At 39.9% G+C, this 17,635-nt stretch carries 18 protein-coding genes; 4 read left to right on the top strand and 14 right to left on the bottom strand.

Annotation, left to right across the window (positions count from 1 at the left end; translation table 11 throughout):
* Positions 1-71: 71 nt before the first annotated feature.
* From IEX29_RS07670 to rlmN, 4 genes are all read right to left on the bottom strand, one after another.
* The gene (locus IEX29_RS07670; RefSeq protein ID WP_188733885.1) at positions 72-308 is read right to left on the bottom strand and encodes a hypothetical protein; all 237 of its coding nucleotides are present in this window, start codon (positions 306-308) and stop codon (positions 72-74) included.
* A 27-nt stretch (positions 309-335) separates the two neighbouring features.
* Complete coding sequence (locus tag IEX29_RS07675) at positions 336-530, bottom strand: hypothetical protein (RefSeq protein ID WP_188733886.1); 195 nt, start codon at positions 528-530, stop codon at positions 336-338.
* 73 nt (positions 531-603) lie between these two features.
* Entirely contained in the window at positions 604-1,089 is a 486-nt protein-coding gene (locus tag IEX29_RS07680) for a GNAT family N-acetyltransferase (protein ID WP_188733887.1), read from the bottom strand.
* 69 nt (positions 1,090-1,158) lie between these two features.
* A complete protein-coding gene (gene rlmN, locus IEX29_RS07685; protein WP_188733888.1) occupies positions 1,159-2,226 on the bottom strand; it encodes a dual-specificity RNA methyltransferase RlmN in 1,068 nt (355 codons plus the stop codon).
* 158 nt (positions 2,227-2,384) lie between these two features.
* Between rlmN and IEX29_RS07690 the strand changes: the two genes are divergently transcribed.
* A complete protein-coding gene (locus tag IEX29_RS07690; protein ID WP_188733889.1) occupies positions 2,385-3,404 on the top strand; it encodes an LLM class flavin-dependent oxidoreductase in 1,020 nt (339 codons plus the stop codon).
* 84 nt (positions 3,405-3,488) lie between these two features.
* On the opposite strand, the gene IEX29_RS07695 is transcribed toward IEX29_RS07690, so the two are convergent.
* The 8 genes from IEX29_RS07695 to IEX29_RS07730 all read right to left on the bottom strand — a co-directional run bounded on the left by IEX29_RS07695 (position 3,489) and on the right by IEX29_RS07730 (position 10,721).
* A complete protein-coding gene (locus IEX29_RS07695) occupies positions 3,489-4,703 on the bottom strand; it encodes a cytochrome P450 (protein ID WP_188733890.1) in 1,215 nt (404 codons plus the stop codon).
* A 114-nt stretch (positions 4,704-4,817) separates the two neighbouring features.
* The gene (locus IEX29_RS07700) at positions 4,818-5,255 is read right to left on the bottom strand and encodes a Na+/H+ antiporter subunit G (protein WP_188733891.1); all 438 of its coding nucleotides are present in this window, start codon (positions 5,253-5,255) and stop codon (positions 4,818-4,820) included.
* On the bottom strand, positions 5,233-5,517 hold the full coding sequence (locus tag IEX29_RS07705; RefSeq protein ID WP_147211798.1) for a Na(+)/H(+) antiporter subunit F1: 285 nt from the start codon (positions 5,515-5,517) through the stop codon (positions 5,233-5,235). The genes IEX29_RS07700 and IEX29_RS07705 overlap by 23 nt, the downstream gene beginning before the upstream one ends.
* Positions 5,517-5,999 carry a Na+/H+ antiporter subunit E gene (locus IEX29_RS07710; protein WP_077602392.1) on the bottom strand — a complete coding sequence of 161 codons (483 nt, stop codon included), beginning with the start codon at positions 5,997-5,999 and terminating at the stop codon, positions 5,517-5,519. Before IEX29_RS07710 ends, IEX29_RS07705 begins: the two co-directional genes overlap by 1 nt.
* Before the next feature lie 89 nt (positions 6,000-6,088).
* Entirely contained in the window at positions 6,089-7,570 is a 1,482-nt protein-coding gene (locus IEX29_RS07715) for a Na+/H+ antiporter subunit D (RefSeq protein ID WP_188733892.1), read from the bottom strand.
* Positions 7,563-7,895, bottom strand: a complete 333-nt coding sequence (locus IEX29_RS07720) for a Na(+)/H(+) antiporter subunit C (RefSeq protein WP_188733893.1) — start codon at positions 7,893-7,895, stop codon at positions 7,563-7,565. Before IEX29_RS07720 ends, IEX29_RS07715 begins: the two co-directional genes overlap by 8 nt.
* A gap of 2 nt (positions 7,896-7,897) precedes the next feature.
* Positions 7,898-8,320, bottom strand: a complete 423-nt coding sequence (locus IEX29_RS07725) for a Na(+)/H(+) antiporter subunit B (RefSeq protein ID WP_188733894.1) — start codon at positions 8,318-8,320, stop codon at positions 7,898-7,900.
* Complete coding sequence (locus IEX29_RS07730) at positions 8,307-10,721, bottom strand: Na+/H+ antiporter subunit A (protein WP_188733895.1); 2,415 nt, start codon at positions 10,719-10,721, stop codon at positions 8,307-8,309. The genes IEX29_RS07725 and IEX29_RS07730 overlap by 14 nt, the downstream gene beginning before the upstream one ends.
* A gap of 1,142 nt (positions 10,722-11,863) precedes the next feature.
* Between IEX29_RS07730 and IEX29_RS07735 the strand changes: the two genes are divergently transcribed.
* Positions 11,864-12,559, top strand: a complete 696-nt coding sequence (locus IEX29_RS07735) for an adenine nucleotide alpha hydrolase family protein (RefSeq protein WP_188733896.1) — start codon at positions 11,864-11,866, stop codon at positions 12,557-12,559.
* Between the two features lie 93 nt (positions 12,560-12,652).
* Here IEX29_RS07735 and IEX29_RS07740 read toward each other — a convergent pair whose 3' ends face one another.
* On the bottom strand, positions 12,653-13,450 hold the full coding sequence (locus IEX29_RS07740; protein ID WP_188733897.1) for a carbon-nitrogen family hydrolase: 798 nt from the start codon (positions 13,448-13,450) through the stop codon (positions 12,653-12,655).
* A gap of 193 nt (positions 13,451-13,643) precedes the next feature.
* Between IEX29_RS07740 and IEX29_RS07745 the strand changes: the two genes are divergently transcribed.
* Positions 13,644-14,273 carry an NUDIX hydrolase gene (locus tag IEX29_RS07745; RefSeq protein WP_188733898.1) on the top strand — a complete coding sequence of 210 codons (630 nt, stop codon included), beginning with the start codon at positions 13,644-13,646 and terminating at the stop codon, positions 14,271-14,273.
* A gap of 97 nt (positions 14,274-14,370) precedes the next feature.
* Here the strand turns inward: IEX29_RS07745 and IEX29_RS07750 are convergent, their stop codons facing one another.
* The gene (locus tag IEX29_RS07750; RefSeq protein ID WP_188733899.1) at positions 14,371-16,239 is read right to left on the bottom strand and encodes an ATP-dependent DNA helicase; all 1,869 of its coding nucleotides are present in this window, start codon (positions 16,237-16,239) and stop codon (positions 14,371-14,373) included.
* A gap of 295 nt (positions 16,240-16,534) precedes the next feature.
* Here IEX29_RS07750 and IEX29_RS07755 point away from each other — a divergent pair, with 295 nt between their 5' ends.
* Positions 16,535-17,596 carry an NAD(P)/FAD-dependent oxidoreductase gene (locus IEX29_RS07755; protein WP_188733900.1) on the top strand — a complete coding sequence of 354 codons (1,062 nt, stop codon included), beginning with the start codon at positions 16,535-16,537 and terminating at the stop codon, positions 17,594-17,596.
* Positions 17,597-17,635 lie beyond the last annotated feature (39 nt).

Below are 17,635 nucleotides of genomic sequence, written 5' to 3' on the forward strand. Positions count from 1 at the left end.
TTATCGTGGAAACACTTGTTACAACAAGTGCTTCACTCACCACAGCAATCGTTGCTTGTTGCTGTGATATATTATTCTGACCACAATTTCATTTGGCGATTGTCGTTAATATCAACGACAATATAGCCATTTTCGTCGTACTCTATTTGAATCGGTTTTTTACCTTGCTCTTTAAAGGCTTTATCCTGTTCAGCCATGATTTTCAGTAATTTATCTATTTCACTTTCCATTCTGCCCATGTATACCCTGTCAATCGTGTATTGTATCGGCTTTTCCGGGAGCTCGTTAACCATTTCAAAGTCGCTCATTTTATCGCTCCTTTATGAAATTTTTTCTTATTTTCCCTTTTTCATAGGTCTTTTAGGAATCATAAATGTATATGCCCTTGTTGTATCCAGTCGGCCTTTTGGCTCGAAAAATACGTCAATGACTGCATTATAACACTCACGACAAAGGCAATCTCCATTTGAAAAACGTTCTCCATCTGAATCCACTGTACCGCAGGCGCTACATACAAGTTTTTCAGCCAATGCTATCAAACACCTTTATATCAGCCTTCATGGTCATACTATTTCCATATCATCAATCAGTTGACTCTGTTTTTTACAGTTCTTTGATATACCAGCGGTCCATTGCAGTATGCCCGCTTCCTTCCAGCGGTTTATCTAATAAACGGAAGCCATATTTTTCATATAAGCGCCCAGCTGTTTCCAGCTCATGTCTTGTTTCTAAATAACATTGCTTAAAATGAACAGAAGCATAGTCCAGAGCTGTTTTCATTAATTCCCTGGATAAACCCCTGCCTTGTGCATTCTGAGCTAAATAAAGCTTCTGCAGCTCACAAATAGAGCGTCTCTCATCATAAACACCTATCCCGATACCTCCGGCTACTTTTCCGTCCACCTCAATGACCCAATATTTGTCCTTCGAACGTTCATTATAGTATGTACTGAGGTGTGCAAGCTGGGGATCAGTGTAAGCTGTGCCCTCGTGATCTAAATGATGCTTTTCTAAAGAACGCTTAATAATAGCTTCTATGGCTTTATTATCCCTTGATTCGATTTCTCTGATTACAACAGATTTATTCAAAATATACACCCCGCTTATATAAAGAAAGAAGCTAACTCATCCCTGAGCAAGCCCCTTTTATTTCTTAAATTAAACTGCTTTTTCCTTTTTAATCTGCTTACTGCGTAATTGACCGCAGGCTGCATCGATATCTGCACCATTTTCCCAGCGGACACCACATTGGATGCCCTCTGCTTTTAAGGTTTCATAAAAGGCTTGAATATTCTCAGAGCTGCTGCGTTGATATGCGATATGCTCATCCACCGTATTATAAGGAATCAGATTCACATAAGCCAGGTGACGGTGGCCGCTGATTAATTTAGCCAGTTCACGTGCTTCCTTCTTATGATCATTGACATCATGAAGCATGATGTACTCGTACGTAATACGGCGATTCTTCTTCTCTAAATAGTAATCTACAGCCTTCATCAGCTTTTCAATCGGGAAGGCACGGTTAATCTTCATGATTTTCGTACGTAATTCATTATTCGGTGCGTGTAAAGAAATAGCCAGATTCACCTGGATCGGTTCATCAGCAAATTCATACATTTTATGTGCCAATCCACTAGTTGAAACAGTAATATGACGTGCACCAATATTTAATCCGCCATCATCATTCACAATGTATAAGAAATCCATTAAGTTCTTATAGTTATCTAAAGGCTCTCCAATTCCCATAACAACAATATGGCTGACACGATCTTCCTCTCCACGCTCATCTAAATGTTTTTGTACATTCATAATTTGCTCGACAATTTCTCCACTGGTTAAATCACGATTTTTACGCAATAATCCACTTGCACAAAAAGAACAGCCGATATTACATCCCACCTGTGTTGTCACACAGACAGACAGCCCATAATTAAAACGCATCAGAACCGTTTCAATCACATTACCGTCCGCCAGTTTAAATAAAAATTTTATTGTGCCGTCTTTTGATTCCTGACGAATCTCTTCCCCCATTGTATGCAGGACAAAGTTATCCTTCAAAAGATCAATTGTCGACTGATTGACATTATTCATATCTTCAAAACGGCTGATCCGCTTTTTATATAACCAGTTCCATACTTGATCAGCGCGGAACCGTTTTTCACCATGTTCCATTAACCACGACTTCAATTGTTCATATGTTAATCCGTAGATAGATGAATTACTCATCAATATACCCTCATTTCCATTTTTTCTACTTTCCCTATATTACTTGATTAAGACAAGCTTAGCAAATAGTTTTCACCTGCTTTTTTACCCCATAAGCTTAAACATTGGACGCTGTAACAAGAAACCTTTATTATTTTCATTAAGTAAGGAGGGATTTAATGGATACTCAATCATATAAAACATTTCAAAATATACCTTTATCTGTTCTTGATCTTGCCCCAATTATTGAAGGCGGGGATGCCACACAGGCATTTCAGGAAAGCGTGCGTCTGGCGCAGCATGTCGAAAGATTAGGATTTCACCGCTATTGGTTTGCGGAACACCATAACATGAAAGGAATCTCAAGCTCGGCTACCTCTTTATTAATAGGTCATATTGCCGGCCATACCAATTCCATGCGTGTAGGTTCAGGCGGTGTCATGCTGCCAAATCACGCAAGCCTGGTCATTGCAGAACAATTCGGCACACTTGAATCCCTTTATCCAGGTCGTATTGACTTAGGATTAGGCCGTGCACCCGGAAGCGATCAGGCAACTGCCTTTGCTTTACGTCGTACATTACATGCCGGTCCGGAGGAATTTCCAATGCAGGTCAATGAATTACAGGACTATTTTTCAACTAATCCGGTATCCCGTGTGAAAGCAATCCCGGGACAAGGCCTGGATATCCCAATCTGGTTACTCGGCTCCAGTGATTTCAGTGCGAGATTAGCTGCTGAAAAAGGACTGCCATTTTCATTTGCCAGCCATTTTGCACCTGCATATACCGTTCCGGCACTGAAGCTCTACCGTGACCGTTTCCAGCCGTCTGAATCACTCGATAAGCCGTATGCAATGGTAGCAGTAAATGTCATTGCAGCTGATACGGATGAAGAAGCAGCGCGCTTAGCTACCTCCCACCAGATGCAATTTTTAAATCTGCGAAAAGGAAAGGAATCCAAGCTGCAGCCGCCTGTTGAAAACATGGATACAATCTGGTCTCCTGCGGAAAAAGCTGCTGTTCAAGAGTCCTTAAGTCCAAAAACAACGATTATCGGCAACAAAGAAAATGTCCGTAAAGGGCTGGAAGCATTCCGAAAAGAAACAGATGCTGATGAGATTATTATCACATCACAAATCTACGACATTCAAGCAAGACTCGACTCCTATTCTATTGTGGGCGAGTTAATGGATGAATAAACAGATTATGGGCTTCCTTGAGAGAAATTCAATCTCCTAAGGAAGCCTCATTTTATTTTCAAAGCCTTCTTCAGGCCGGTTTCTTTAATTGTCCTCCAAAAAGCCTTCATGATAAAACTCCAGATGAATGCCATTCTTAGGTCTTGCAGGGATTTCCGTCCCCCGGCAGGTTAACTCTTGTCCCGGTACAATCCAATCTGTCCGCAGCAGATACGATAAGCTTACTTTCATTAATTGCACTGTCACGCTATCTTTCACAGAATCAGGTGCAATATTGTTTTCTAAAAACCGATCCGGCTGAAATAATTCAGGCTGACTCCACTTCCCGGGATGATGATTCGTTCCATATATATCAAATAAGACAAGCTGATTCTTTTCAAAGAACATATCCTTCCAGAAAAATTGCTCCTGCGTCTTTGCTGCTGAAAAAGGGACAATGGAATAATAGCGAAGAACCTCATGAATAAAGCAATTCACGTATTTTTGATCCATTTGCAGCCGTTCTTTTAACTCTGGATTCTCAATCAATGCTAATTGACTGAAGACAACCCACCGGCTGGAAGTAACAAAAATCCGGATAAGTAATAATAGCTCCTCAACCACTGTTTTAATCGGTAAAATTCGACCAGATTCATCCTCATACCAGGATAATTTATAAAGAAGTTTATCTTCATCGACATGAACTCCCCCTGCTCTTAGCTGACGGACTAAGAATACTAGCCACTTTTCAATTCGATTCTTCGCCTGATTCCTTTTCCAACGATTTAATCCATACTTTGAAAACAGTTGAACAAATTCCTGAATATCCGTTGTACGCTTCTTCAGGTTATTCGCACGGATTGGAATCCCCATCCAGTTACAAACAGCAATAACCCACATTTCTTCCATTTCGGTCGCAAAATTAATGGACGGATTGGTCTTCCATGCCTCTATCCTTTCTTGCCAGCGCTGCCGGATAATCGACTCTAATTCTTTCCTTTTTTCAGCGATGAAGGCCTGTTCAAACCACTCTTTCTTATGGTAATAGTCAATGTCCGCCAGATAAAACACATCATTTTCTTTGGACAAAAATCCGGGAGACAATTCAGATACACTTTTTTCAGCTTTAAACTTTACCGGATCCATGACTAAATTTGATGCTTCGTCCCCTCGTAACATCACCAATTTCCGGCCAAATATGCGTGATTTGACAGCATCTTCATGATATTCATTCATTCTCTTAGAGAAATAAAAATATCCCTCTCTTAAAAAATCTATTGTATGGTCCATTCCTTTATCTTGTACAATTGGTTTTACCATCTTCTAACCCCCTATGTACTTCTTTACCCTACTTCCCTGTAAACCACTCTCAAAAACCTGTCTGCCATTTTAAGTATGCACTACTTCCTTAAAAATATATAATGAAAGAGCACTCTATCTAGAATGCTCCTTGTCTGATACTTTCTCATCTTCTATAATTACTTCACCTGTTTCACTACGCTCTTTTTCAGCCTCTTCTCTCACCTGGTCCATCACATCTTTTAATTCATCCTCGACAGTCGTATCTGCCATTTTCACATTTGCCCGGTAAGCAGCCCGGGTAATAACATGACCGGCAACTGGTGCAGTCAAAAATACAAAGGCAATTCCCAGCAGCAGACGAACACTGTAAAACCCTTGATTGGAAGCAAAGTAAATAAATGCCCCAATCAAAGTCAACAGAACCGCTAGAGTAGAGCTTTTAGTCCCTGCATGAGATCGTGTAAAGACATCTGGCAGACGAATGATTCCTATCGCACTGATTAACGCCATAATCGATCCGGCAAGCATAAATAAAGCAGCAATAAACTCAATCGTCCCGTCTATATTCAAGAATGACCCCCCTCTCAATATATTTCGAGAAGGCAATGGTACTGATAAATGCCAGGATAGCTAAGATTAATATAACCTCTAAAAATGCTGTTGTTGTCAGCATTACAGACACGATGGCAATAGATGACACAAGCATTACACCAATCATATCTAAGGCCACAATCCGGTCAGGCAGGCTTGGACCGATAATAATCCGAAAAACACTGATACAAATCGATATTCCATAAAATGTTAAGGCAACCGTCAACATTCCCTGAACCATCAGCGCGTCACCCCCATAATCGCTTTTTCAAAGTTATCAATTGACTTTAATAATATATCTTTCGACTCTTCCACATCCATTGCATGTATATAAAAGGCATCTCCGTCTTCTGTCACTTCAATGACAACAGAGCCTGGAGTTAATGTTAATAATAATGCCAAAGCTGTAATTTCCCAATCTCCCTGCAGCACTGTTTCATATTTAAACAGCCCCGGCTTAATGGAAAGCTTTGGTTTTAAAATTTGTCCAAGAACCATCTTTGATGAAGAAATAAGCTCTCTAGTAAAGATAAATATAAGCTTTATTAATGCAAAAAATCGTGATAAATAAAAACGTTCTCCAAAAAATCGATGCATTAAAAACACGATACCTATTCCAACAATATAACCTGCTACAAATGTTGTAAAGCGAAGTTCCGATTCATCACTTATCAGCGTCCATAATACAGCAATAAAAAAATTTAGTAAAAACTGTGCCGGCATTCTGCATTCACCACCTTGTTTTTTAAAAAATGACTCAGAAATACCATACTGACTACAAAAAGGCTGCTTAAATGTTACATTCCGGCTGATTAATTGCCCCCGAGTACTGCGTCAATATAGATTTGCGGATTTAATAATGTCTCAGCTGCATCCTGGATATAAACAGACATAGGTTCAGCACCCAGCCCTAAAGCAATCGTTCCTAACGCTAAAATACAAGTGGAAACAACCCATCCTTTCTTGGCCGGTACTTCCTCGTCCTTACTTATAATCGTTTCCCCCCAGAAGCTGGTAAGGAAAATACGCATAAGCGAATATAGAACAAAGATACTTGAAATAAACGCAAGAGCTAATAAAACATAAGCCCCGGCTGCTACAGCTCCTTCACCAATCAGCACCTTGCCGATAAAACCGCTCAGCGGCGGAATTCCCGATAAGGACAATGTTGTCAGGAAGAACAGCCACCCAAGCAGCGGATGGTTCTTAATAAGTCCGCTTATCTCGTCCATTCTAGTCTGCCCGGTTACGGCAATCATTGTACCTACCAGTAAAAATAGTAATGCTTTTATAATAATATCGTGAATCAGGTAGTAAATGGATCCTTCTATGGCAGATGGTGTTGCAACTGCCAAGCCTACCAGAATAAAACCAACAGCAATAATTACATTATAAGAAGCGACCAATCGAATATCCTTATATGCAACTGCACCAATACTTCCGCCAATTAAAGTTAAGGCCGCCAAAATTCCAATCAGCATATGCGTAATCTGCTGCTCCTGGTAAAACAACAGGGTAAATACACGGAACATCGCATAAATTCCGACCTTTGTCAGCAAAGCACCAAACAAAGCCGCAATTGGAGTAATTGGAACGGAATAAGATCCCGGCAGCCAGAAGTATAGAAACAGACCTGCTTTTAACGCAAATACAGTTAAAAACACGACGCTGATAACAGTTATCATAGGTGTCTGCCCAACTTCTGCAATACGTTCTGATAGATGTGCCATATTTAGTGTTCCAACAGTTCCGTATAAATAAGCAATAGCAACGAGGAAAATCCAGGAGGAGACAACGTTTATAATTACATACTTTATCGACTCGCGAAGCTGTCTTTTCCTTCCGCCGAATGCAATCAGCACATAAGAGGAAAGAAGCATAATTTCAAAACAGACAAACAGGTTGAAAATATCCCCTGTCAGAAAGGAACCATTTACCCCTGCTATCAGAAATAGTACAAAGGAGTAGAAGAAGTTCTTTTCAAAGGATGGTTTGACCGAAGAAAAGGAATAAATTAAACACGCTGCTGCAACCACACTTGACGATAATACAAGCAGCATAGAAAAACTATCGGCAACAAATAAGATGCCAAAAGGAGGCTGCCAGCCGCCAAAATCAAGACGCATAACGCCATTTTGCTGAATCAGCTGCAGTACGTAAATACTGATACCGATATTTGCAAGAAATACCAATAATGAAATTGTCCGCTGCGTTTTTACATACGGTCTTAAAAATAAAAGGATAATCCCGAGCAGGACCGGGAGCATCATCGGCATAACAATTATATTATTCATCTGGATTCCCCCGTAACTTATCTAGTTTATCTGTCCCAAGCTCCTGGTATGTCCGATAAGCAAGAACGAGAGAAATCGCAGTTACCGCAAAACCGATGACAATAGATGTTAAAATCAATGCCTGTGGAAGTGGATCTACTGGATCACCTTCACCGACAATCGGCACCGTCCCAGTCTTTAATCCTGCAACCGCCATAATAACAAGATGCGCTGCATGGGTTAAAATCGCAGTTCCAATAATGACACGAATTAAACTCTTTGACAGTAAGAGATAAGTTGCTACTGTTACTAATACACCTGCCAGGATGGTTACTAACGTTTCCATATTTACTCATCCTCACTAATACTTAATAAGATTGTTACAACAACACCTACAACGACCAAGGCAACGCCGCCTTCAAAAATCGTAACGGTTGTCAGTTCTATTTCGCCGAAAAACGGTACATTAAAGTAATCAAAGGCTTGTGTTAAAAAGTTTTCTCCAAACACTAATGCTCCAAACCCAGTACCTACGGATAAAAATGCTCCCAAGGCTGCTACAAGCTTAAAATCAATCGGCAAACCTTTTTGGATGGTTTCAATATCAAACACAATAAATAATAATACCAGCGCAGATGCAAGAACCAGTCCGCCGCTGAATCCCCCGCCCGGACTATTATGGCCTGCAAAGAATAAATATACCGCAAGCGTCAGAATGATAAAGAAAACAAGTTTGGCCACTGTACGGAGAATGACATTATTTATCTTCAATCTGATCACTCTCCTTCTTGGCTCTCACCCGGATGATGGTATATACACCAATACCTGCAATTAAGAGAACAACGACCTCCAGCATCGTATCAAAAGCCCGGAAATCACCTAAAATGGCATTTACCATGTTTTTACCGCCTGCAAGCTCATAGGAATTCTCAAAGAAGGTTGAAATCGTATCAAATGCTTTGTTCCCCTGGACTCCTAACGCTACAGTGGTAAAGACCACTCCTACACCGATCGATATAAACAAGTTAACACTTTTCGTTTTCTTCGTTGTATCTTCCCTATCCAGTTCAGGCAGGAAATAATAAGCAACAAGAAATAAAACAGTTGTTACTGCTTCAATAATCGTTTGTGTCAACGCCAGATCCGGCGCACGGAACAAGACAAAAAGTATCGAAATACCGAAGCCCAAAATACTATTTAAAACAATTGCTGTCAGCCGTGATTTCGCAAATAAAATGGTAATGCCTGCTACCATCATAGCCAGTATGACAAGCCCTTCAAAATTAGAAATGGGTGCATTCTCGGGAAGTGTAAAATAATAGGCTTCTGTAAAAATGAAAATACCGCCAATTGCTAAAATAAAGAAGGCAAAGATATACACCATATAATCACGCAAATAACGCGTCATATACTTATTTGTAATAACAGTAGATTTATCTTCAATCTGATCCAATACAAAGCCGTAGAATGTATTAATAGACCATTTTTCCGGGAACAGATTATATATGCCGGACCAATATTTCCTTGTTAAGTACAGAAACACCCCAAACAGAATAACTCCAATTGTCATAAATAATTCAGGCTTAAAGCCGTGCCAGGCATGGATATGTGTGCCAAGCTCCGCACCTTCTGAAGCAAATGTAGGGAAAATCCCGTTCATAGCAGGAGCAATCAAATTCTCTCCAACAACATTCGGCATGAAGAAAAATGTAATAACAAGCATTCCTAATATAATTGGTGAAATCAGCATGCCCGGATTCGGTTCATGTGCCGGATGCTCTAATTTTTCTTCTTTGTAAGGTCCAAGGAATGTTTTTACGACAAATACGGTTGAGTAAACAAATGTAAAAATACTTGCTACCCAGGCAATAATCGGGATAGCAATCCCCCATGTTCCCAGACCGAAAAAGCCTGCTTCTGTAATTTCCAGTGTAGATACAAAAAACATCTCTTTACTCAGGAAACCATTAAACGGAGGCAGTCCGGCCATTGACATACTTCCAACAGTCGCGATTGTGAAGGTGACCGGCATTAATGTAATTAATCCGCCTAACCTCCTGATATCCCGTGTACCTACACTATGGTCCACAACACCCACAACCATAAATAAAGCACCTTTAAACGTAGAATGATTCACTAAGTGGAATAATGCTGCAAATGTTGCTCCAGTATATACCACTGATTCCGTTGAATAGCCTAAATAAAGAGCAGCTGATCCCATGCCAAACATACTCATAATCATTCCGAGCTGACTGATTGTAGAATAAGCCAGCAATGCTTTTAAATCTGTTTGACGGACAGCATTAAAAGAGCCCCAGAAGAGTGTGAATATCCCGACACCTGTAACAGCCCAGAACCAGACTGCTTCTCCGCCAAAAACAGGAGTGAAACGGGCAACAAGATAGATGCCTGCTTTCACCATTGTTGCCGAGTGCAGATAAGCACTGACCGGCGTTGGTGCTTCCATTGCATCTGGAAGCCAAATATGGAACGGGAACTGTGCTGACTTGGTAAAAGCTCCAAGCAGGACAAGCAGCATCGCCGGAATAAATAAAGAATGGTCGCTGATTGATCCAACATTGGCAATTACTTCACGGATACTCCACGTACTTGACATGGAACCGACCATAATAAAACCAACCAGCATCGAGATACCGCCGGAAACCGTAATAATTAATGATTTCTTAGCACCTTCTCTGGAACGTTTTCTCTGATACCAAAATGCGATTAATAAGAAGGAAGAAATACTTGTTAATTCCCAGAAAACATACAACACAAGCATGTTGTCTGACATAACGACACCCAACATTGCCCCCATAAACAGCATGAGGTATGTATAGAATGTGCCTATTGGTTCTTTAGATGAAAGGTAGTAGATGGAATAAAGAATAACAAGGGCTCCAACTCCGGAAATTAATAATGCCAGTGTAAGACTGAGCCCATCCAGATAAGCTGTTATATTTATTCCGTAACTGGGAATCCAATTTATTGTCTGAACAATAACTTCACCGTTTGAAATGGCCGGGATGAGTGAAGCAAGATAAATGAATAAACCTGTCGGCACCAGGATAGCGAACCAGCCGACATGAATGTTTTTCAAATATTTGTATAAGAAGGGTATAATTGCAGCAGCTAAAAATGGTATAAATATAGCCAGTACTAAAGTCGACAAACGAGAACCTCCTATCATTTTATTGCTTTTCTTTTCTTCGTGATTATGTTTAGAAAAACGTAAGTATCCGCCTGCCCTTTATTTACACAAGATGCTGACCTCAATGTCACCGAGAGAACTTGGTCGAATCCATCGTTTTTCTTACACTCTTTTTCCAATGTGTATAAGAATCCGCACATATTCTTTATTGGCAAGTATGTTATTTACTAAATACCCTTTCTGATGAACGAAAAAACGAACATCACAAACATATTGGTTATTTTGTCCGTAAAATGCTAATCTAATGATAGAAAAACATATTATTTATGAAAGCATATACAGTTGACTCTCTATGCTTCTCATCACAACAACATTATATAAAAAGAATGCCTTCAGCATACAGTGCAAGTGGATTGAATAAAAAGCGGTTAAGTGGTTAAACCAATATCTGGTTATTGCTTCATTGAGCAACTTCAATTGTATTGAAAAGGGATATTACTCACTTTGATCAAATGAAACTTCATTTAGCGGGCCGTTTTTCCCAACGTATTTATAATGTTTTCTATGCCCGGCCAAGGGAAATTCACGGACACTAATGCTGTGAAAAATCGTGGTAAAAATTAATAAGCCTTTCCTGCAGTAAAAAATAAAGGCATGATGAGGTGTTAAAATGGTTGTTCAAAAAGTCTGATAAAAAACACGACGTTGCAGCATCTATTATCAGGGCATATTTTTATAAACCTTATCGGAACACGCACTAAAACAATAAATCTTCATAATCACACATGAATATTATACAAGAATTTATCTGCACTTGCATGTATGACGTTGTGTTTCCCTTATAAAAATTCATTTTAAAAACTTTGCCAAGGTAAACGGAGTAGCTGGTTGCAGGAGTTTTTGCGGTGAAATATATTTATTAGAGAACCAGAATTTTTGTATGTCCATTACTTGTTCAATTTTTTCTCTCCTGGTACTATACGAAAATTGAAATACATGTTAAAATGATACGGTTTAAAGGTAAGAAACTGCCATGAGAAGGTTTATCTCTTCTCTTTCAAGGTTAAATTAATAATAAAACCATTCGGTTCCTTTTCGAACAAAAATTGATTTTTTTAAATATAAATAGTAAATGACTATGAAAGAAAGGTGCGGTAGATACGATGAAAAAAGTCAGAGGTCGCATGGACGAAAGTATTTTAGTATGTGTTTATTATGGTCCCAATGGAGAACGCCTTATCCGCCGGGGCCATAAGCTGGCACAAATCATGGATTGCCCATTATATGTTTTAACAGTAGATGCCCTTCCTTATGATGAATTTGATGCGGATAAATCAGGTTTTGTCGAACATTGGAAGGAACTGTGCGAGGAATTAGATGTAGAGGAATTTATTATACGTGATAAAGAAAAACGTTCCGTAAGAGCTATTAAAGAAGTAGCACATACGCACAATATCACTCAAATTATTATTGGGCAAAGTGCACAAAACCGCTGGGAAGAGATTACAAAAGGATCTTTTGTCAATGTGCTCCTCCGGGAAATTTCTTTCATCGACCTTCACATTGTTTCTGTGGACCGTACATTAAAAAGTACAGATGATACCATTTATGAAAAAGGCGTACGTGCCTTTATCCAGGAAGATAGTGAAGCACCCGGACAATATCGTTTGAAATTTACCCGTTCCAAGCATAATTTATACGAGGGAATTTTCTATAAAGAGATTGGAACAGATTTCAATAATGGTGTTTTCAAATTCATTAACAATAAAGGGAAAACGTCACAGGTTCATATTACAGAGAATGTTTGCACCGGTGAATTAAAAGAACCGCCAAATATCAATAATCATTCTATTCACTAAAAAAGACTCCATGCGACAGTGATTATCCCCCGAAGCCCAGATTTTACATTCTGGTTTTCGGGGGATGCACTAACATTGGAGCCTTTTTTGCCTTTATTTCCAGCCTCGATACAGTTCTGGTACTCGGCTTTTAAATACGGGAACTTCTCTGCGTATATGCTCTACATTTGAAATATCGATTGTTTCAACTAATGTTTCTTCTTTTTCTTCTGATCCCGCTTTGATAACGGTCCCCCAAGGGTCTACAACTAATGATGTCCCGCAGAAATCAACTCCATCATAAGAACCTGTCCGGTTACTTGAAATAATATAGCATTGATTTTCAATAGCCCGCGCCAGCTGAAGCGCCTTCCAATGATCCTTACGTGCTAATGGCCATTCTGCTGTTATATAAATTACTTCTGCTCCTGCTACCGCCAATTCCCGGGCCAGCTCTGGAAAACGAAGATCATAACAAATCAGCAGACCCATTTTTACTCCATCTAACTCAAACAAACGCGCCTGTTTTTTCCCACCTGTTAAATAGTCTGGTTCCGAAAGCATAGGGACAAGATGTATTTTGTCGTACGTATAGACCTCTTCTCCCTCATTATTGATAACAATTGCAGTATTATAGATTGCTCCAGCCACTTTATTAGCAAAGGATCCGCCAATAATATGCACATGATGCTCTTTAGCCAATTCTTTCAAAAAGCCTCTTGTAGGCTCTCCGTCCAAATCAGCAATTTTCTCTAATTGCGTTAAGGTATATGCTGTTGTCCACATTTCCGGAAGGACGATAATATCAGGTTTTTCTGTTTCTACCTGCTTTTCCAGCCATTCCTTTATACGTTTACGATTACCTTCCGGGTCCCCGGGGATAATATCCATTTGATAGATAGCATGCTTCATCTCGCACCCGCCTTTCTCATTTTAATTCTTATTCTAACAGAAATTGTTCTCTTTATATTAACATGTTGTCTAAAAGGGATAAATTCCAACTCATGCTCATACTATAAATTCTAATCGCTATACATGACAGCAGCCTGAAAGCATACTAGAATGGAATTAGAACATAGTAAGAATGATTTAGGGAGGATACGGCATGCAGATCGAAAATATTCTGAACGAATTAAAAGATCGTACTCCTGCATTAATGGGACATCAGCACTTTAAGCGATCTTCTGTTTTGATTCCTTTGATTGAAGTAAATGGAGAAACGCATATTCTCTTTGAAGTCCGCTCGATGAACTTAAGAAGTCAGCCGGGAGATATTTGTTTTCCGGGAGGACGGATGGACCCGGAGGATAAGAGCCCCGCCCACACAGCTATCCGGGAAACTACTGAGGAGCTCGGTATAACAAAACAAGAAATATCCGAACCAATTCCGCTCGATTATATTGTAAATGACTTAGGGAGAATCATTTATCCTTTTATCGGGAAGCTGGAAAATCCGGAAAATATCCAGCCAAATCCTGACGAGGTGGATCATATTTTTACTGTTCCACTCTCCTTCTTCTTAGAGAATACTCCTGAAAAATATAAGGTGCACCTGGAAATACAGCCTGAGGACAACTTCCCTTACCATCTTATTGTCGGCGGTGAGGACTATGAATGGCGTATCAGGGCTCTGGAAGAGCTTTTCTACCGGTATGATGATAAAACTATCTGGGGACTTACTGCTAAGATCCTGATGCACTTTATCAGCTTGATTGACGAGCAAAAAGACCTTTAATACGAGTATACACGTATTAAAGGTCTTTTTTTAAAACGGCTTATTAATCTAAAATGCTTTTGTCCAGCCCCAAAATACAAACCAGAGCGCCTCATATTTAAGCCTGTTTCCAAATATGCACAATTCCTTTATCATGCTCTGTACGAATTAAACGGCCTATACCCTGCTTTAAACGAAGCTGCATGTAAGGTAAATCGATCTCTTCGTATGGATTCTTAGCATGCTTGCGTTTTGCTTTAAAAACAGGATCATCCGGCGGATACGGCAAGGAAGCAATAATAACCTGCGCCAGCGATTCACCCGGCACATCCAATCCTTCCCATAAATGATACGCACAAAGAGCAGAGGACAAGTTTAACTGAAACGTACGAACCAATTCACTGATTTCTTTGTCGCCTTCAAACAACAAATCAAAAGACCATTTTTTTGGTTCTGCCCATTTCCGGAATGTCTGCATCTCTTCTTCAGAGCGGAATAAAACAAGACTATGTCCTTCATTATCCTGAAGCTGCTGTGCGATTCCTTCAAATTTTTCTGTTTCATCCGTATAGCTATGCTCTTTTATCGTACGTACCTTCTCATATTCAAATGGAGATTCGACAGAAAATGACTCATATGAATCAACACCCAGACTCCTCGCAATATACGAGAAATCTCCATTCTGGGAAAGCGTCGCAGAAGAGAAAATAAATGGAATATTTTTTTGGAATACTTCTTCCCGGAGAACATCCTCCACCAGCCTCGGCATAATAACCAGACTGCTTTCATCGCCATCTTCTTCCAGCCAGTAGACTCCTTCATCGTCCTTCAGAAAAATCGATAAACCATACGTGAAAAATTCCAGGTACTCTTCAATAATCTTTGTATGGTAAGCATCCATGGTAAACAGCTCTGCATCAAAAACAAGCTGTTCTAATAACTCTTGAACCATTTTCTCTAACCGCCCGGCCATCTCAATCATTTTTGGATTTCTTGGAATCTCCAGCCTGTTAGACCCTTCCACACGTATCGCAATCTCAGTAATAAGATCAAACCACTCATCATGAAGCGCCATAATATCCTCCGCTAATTGGAGCGATTCTTCCCGAACATCCTGCCCCTGGTAGCCTGTGAGGACATTGGTGATATTCTGGTAATTAAAACGATAGGTTAATCCTTTTTGTGCTGAAAATTCCAGCAGGTGTCCCTCGTCAAACACAACCGCGCTTGCTTCCGGAAGTAATGGCAGCTGACCTTCTCTTATCCGCGATTCCTTCGTCCAGACATGCTCCATATAAAAATCATGTGAACAGATGATAATATCCTGGGCGTGGCGGTAATAGTCACGATGCAATGTCTGCGCACTGCGGTGTCTAAAATCACATGTTGCACACTGCTTCAATGGATCCCAGCCAATCTGCTCCCACTGCTTATCAGAAAGCCATGGATAATCTTTTCTGTCCCCATAAGGATAAAACGACTGCATCGAAATGCCCTGATCAAAAACAAAGTCCGGCACAGAATCATGTACATCCAGAATTTCTTCATCCTCTGTGTATTCAGACAAAGGGTCCAGCTTCTTCATGCAAAGATAGTTTTCACGGGCTTTTGCCAAACGGACATCCACTTCTAAGTCAAGAGCTTTTTCAAGCTTATCAATGTCTCCGCCTTCTTTGACCAGCTGTTCAATCAATGTTTCATCGGCACAGGAAATAATAACCGGCTTTCTCATGTAACGGGCATAACAAATCGCATACAAAAGATAGACAATAGTCTTTCCTGTTCCAACGCCTGCTTCTGCAAAGATCGTCTTCTTATGCTTAAAAGCCTGCTCGAGCTGAAATGCCATATAAATCTGTTCATCACGCAGTTCAAAGCCTTGTTCAGGTAAAACATCATAAAAAACATCGCCGATATAATCTCCCAGGCGATCAAAAAATTGCTCATTTTTTGCTACAGTAAACGGGATTGATTTCATTCCTGCCATAGGCAACTCCTTTTTCTTCTATATCTATAAAAGGTTTTAGTATTAACGTATTAATCAAAAAGCACTCTTAATCGTACCATTATTTCTAAAACTCTAGCAAGCTATTCCCTTTTTTAATATCTTTTTTATTAAAAAGCTTTCTTTAATCGATATCCCTCTACAATAAATTGATTTTTTTGAATAAATTATCCTTTTACGATTAACAAACTACAGCCTTAATCTTAATGACATCATCTTCATAATTTGTTACGCTAGTACTTGGAAGAGTTTCAAATTAAATAAGGGGTGTAACACAATGAAACGAGTTGTTCTTGTTGGGGGCGGGTATGGCGGTGTTAAAACGCTTCTTGGCCTTCTTAGCCAAACATTATCCGATAATATACATATAACTGTAATTGATCGTAATCCATTCCGCTCACTGAAAACCGAGTTCTATGCGATTGCCGCAGGAACTTCAGCGGACCATGATGTTCGCGTTGATTTTCCGGATGATTCCCGTATAAAATATGTTTTTCGGGAAATCACAAAAATTGATGTGGAAAATAAACAAATTATTATCCAAGATGAAGATTCCATTGTTCCCTACGATTATTTGATTATCGGATTAGGCTGCGAGGACAATTATCATGGAATCCCTGGAGCAGAGGAATATACAGAAAGTGTTCAAACCTTTACAAAAGCAAGAAAAGCTGGTGTTGCAGTAGGGAACTTAAAAGCATATGGAAAGGTATCCGTTATCGGTGCGGGCTTAAGTGGTATTGAGGTTGCTTCTGAAATTCGTGAAAGCCGCCCAGACTTAAATATCCGCCTGCTTGACCGGGGAGATACCGTATTAAAAACCCTGGACAGTAAAATCCAGGATTATGTAGAAAGATGGATGACAGAAAATAATGTAGATGTGATACACAATTCAACAGTAGAATATGTAGAGCAGGATGGGGTATGCAATAATGGCGTTTGCTATTTAAATGATGTTACCATCTGGACTGCCGGAGTACAGCCTAATCGGCTTGTGCGCGAGCTTCCATATACGAAAGACCGGCACGGGAAAGTAGCCGTTAATGATTTTTATCAGGTCCCGGAAGATCCTTCTGTATATGTTCTGGGAGACTGTGCGTCCAGTGAATATTCACCAAGTGCACAGCTTGCCGGACTGCAGGGTGAGCAAATAGCAGAAATTCTTCTTGCTGTCTTAAACGATAAACAGCCGAAGAAGCCAAAACCGATCAAGTTAAAAGGGACCTTAGGCTCCCTGGGGAAATCAGATGGTTTTGGAAATATGGCTAAAAAGCCTATGACCGGACTATTGCCAAGAATCGCAAAATCCGGTGTACTATGGTTAAGCAAAAGACATTAAAAGAAAGATGCCAAGCTTATTTTCAGCTTGGCATCTTTC

Source organism: Oceanobacillus neutriphilus (assembly GCF_014645515.1).
GTDB classification, from domain to species: domain Bacteria; phylum Bacillota; class Bacilli; order Bacillales; family Amphibacillaceae; genus Oceanobacillus; species Oceanobacillus neutriphilus.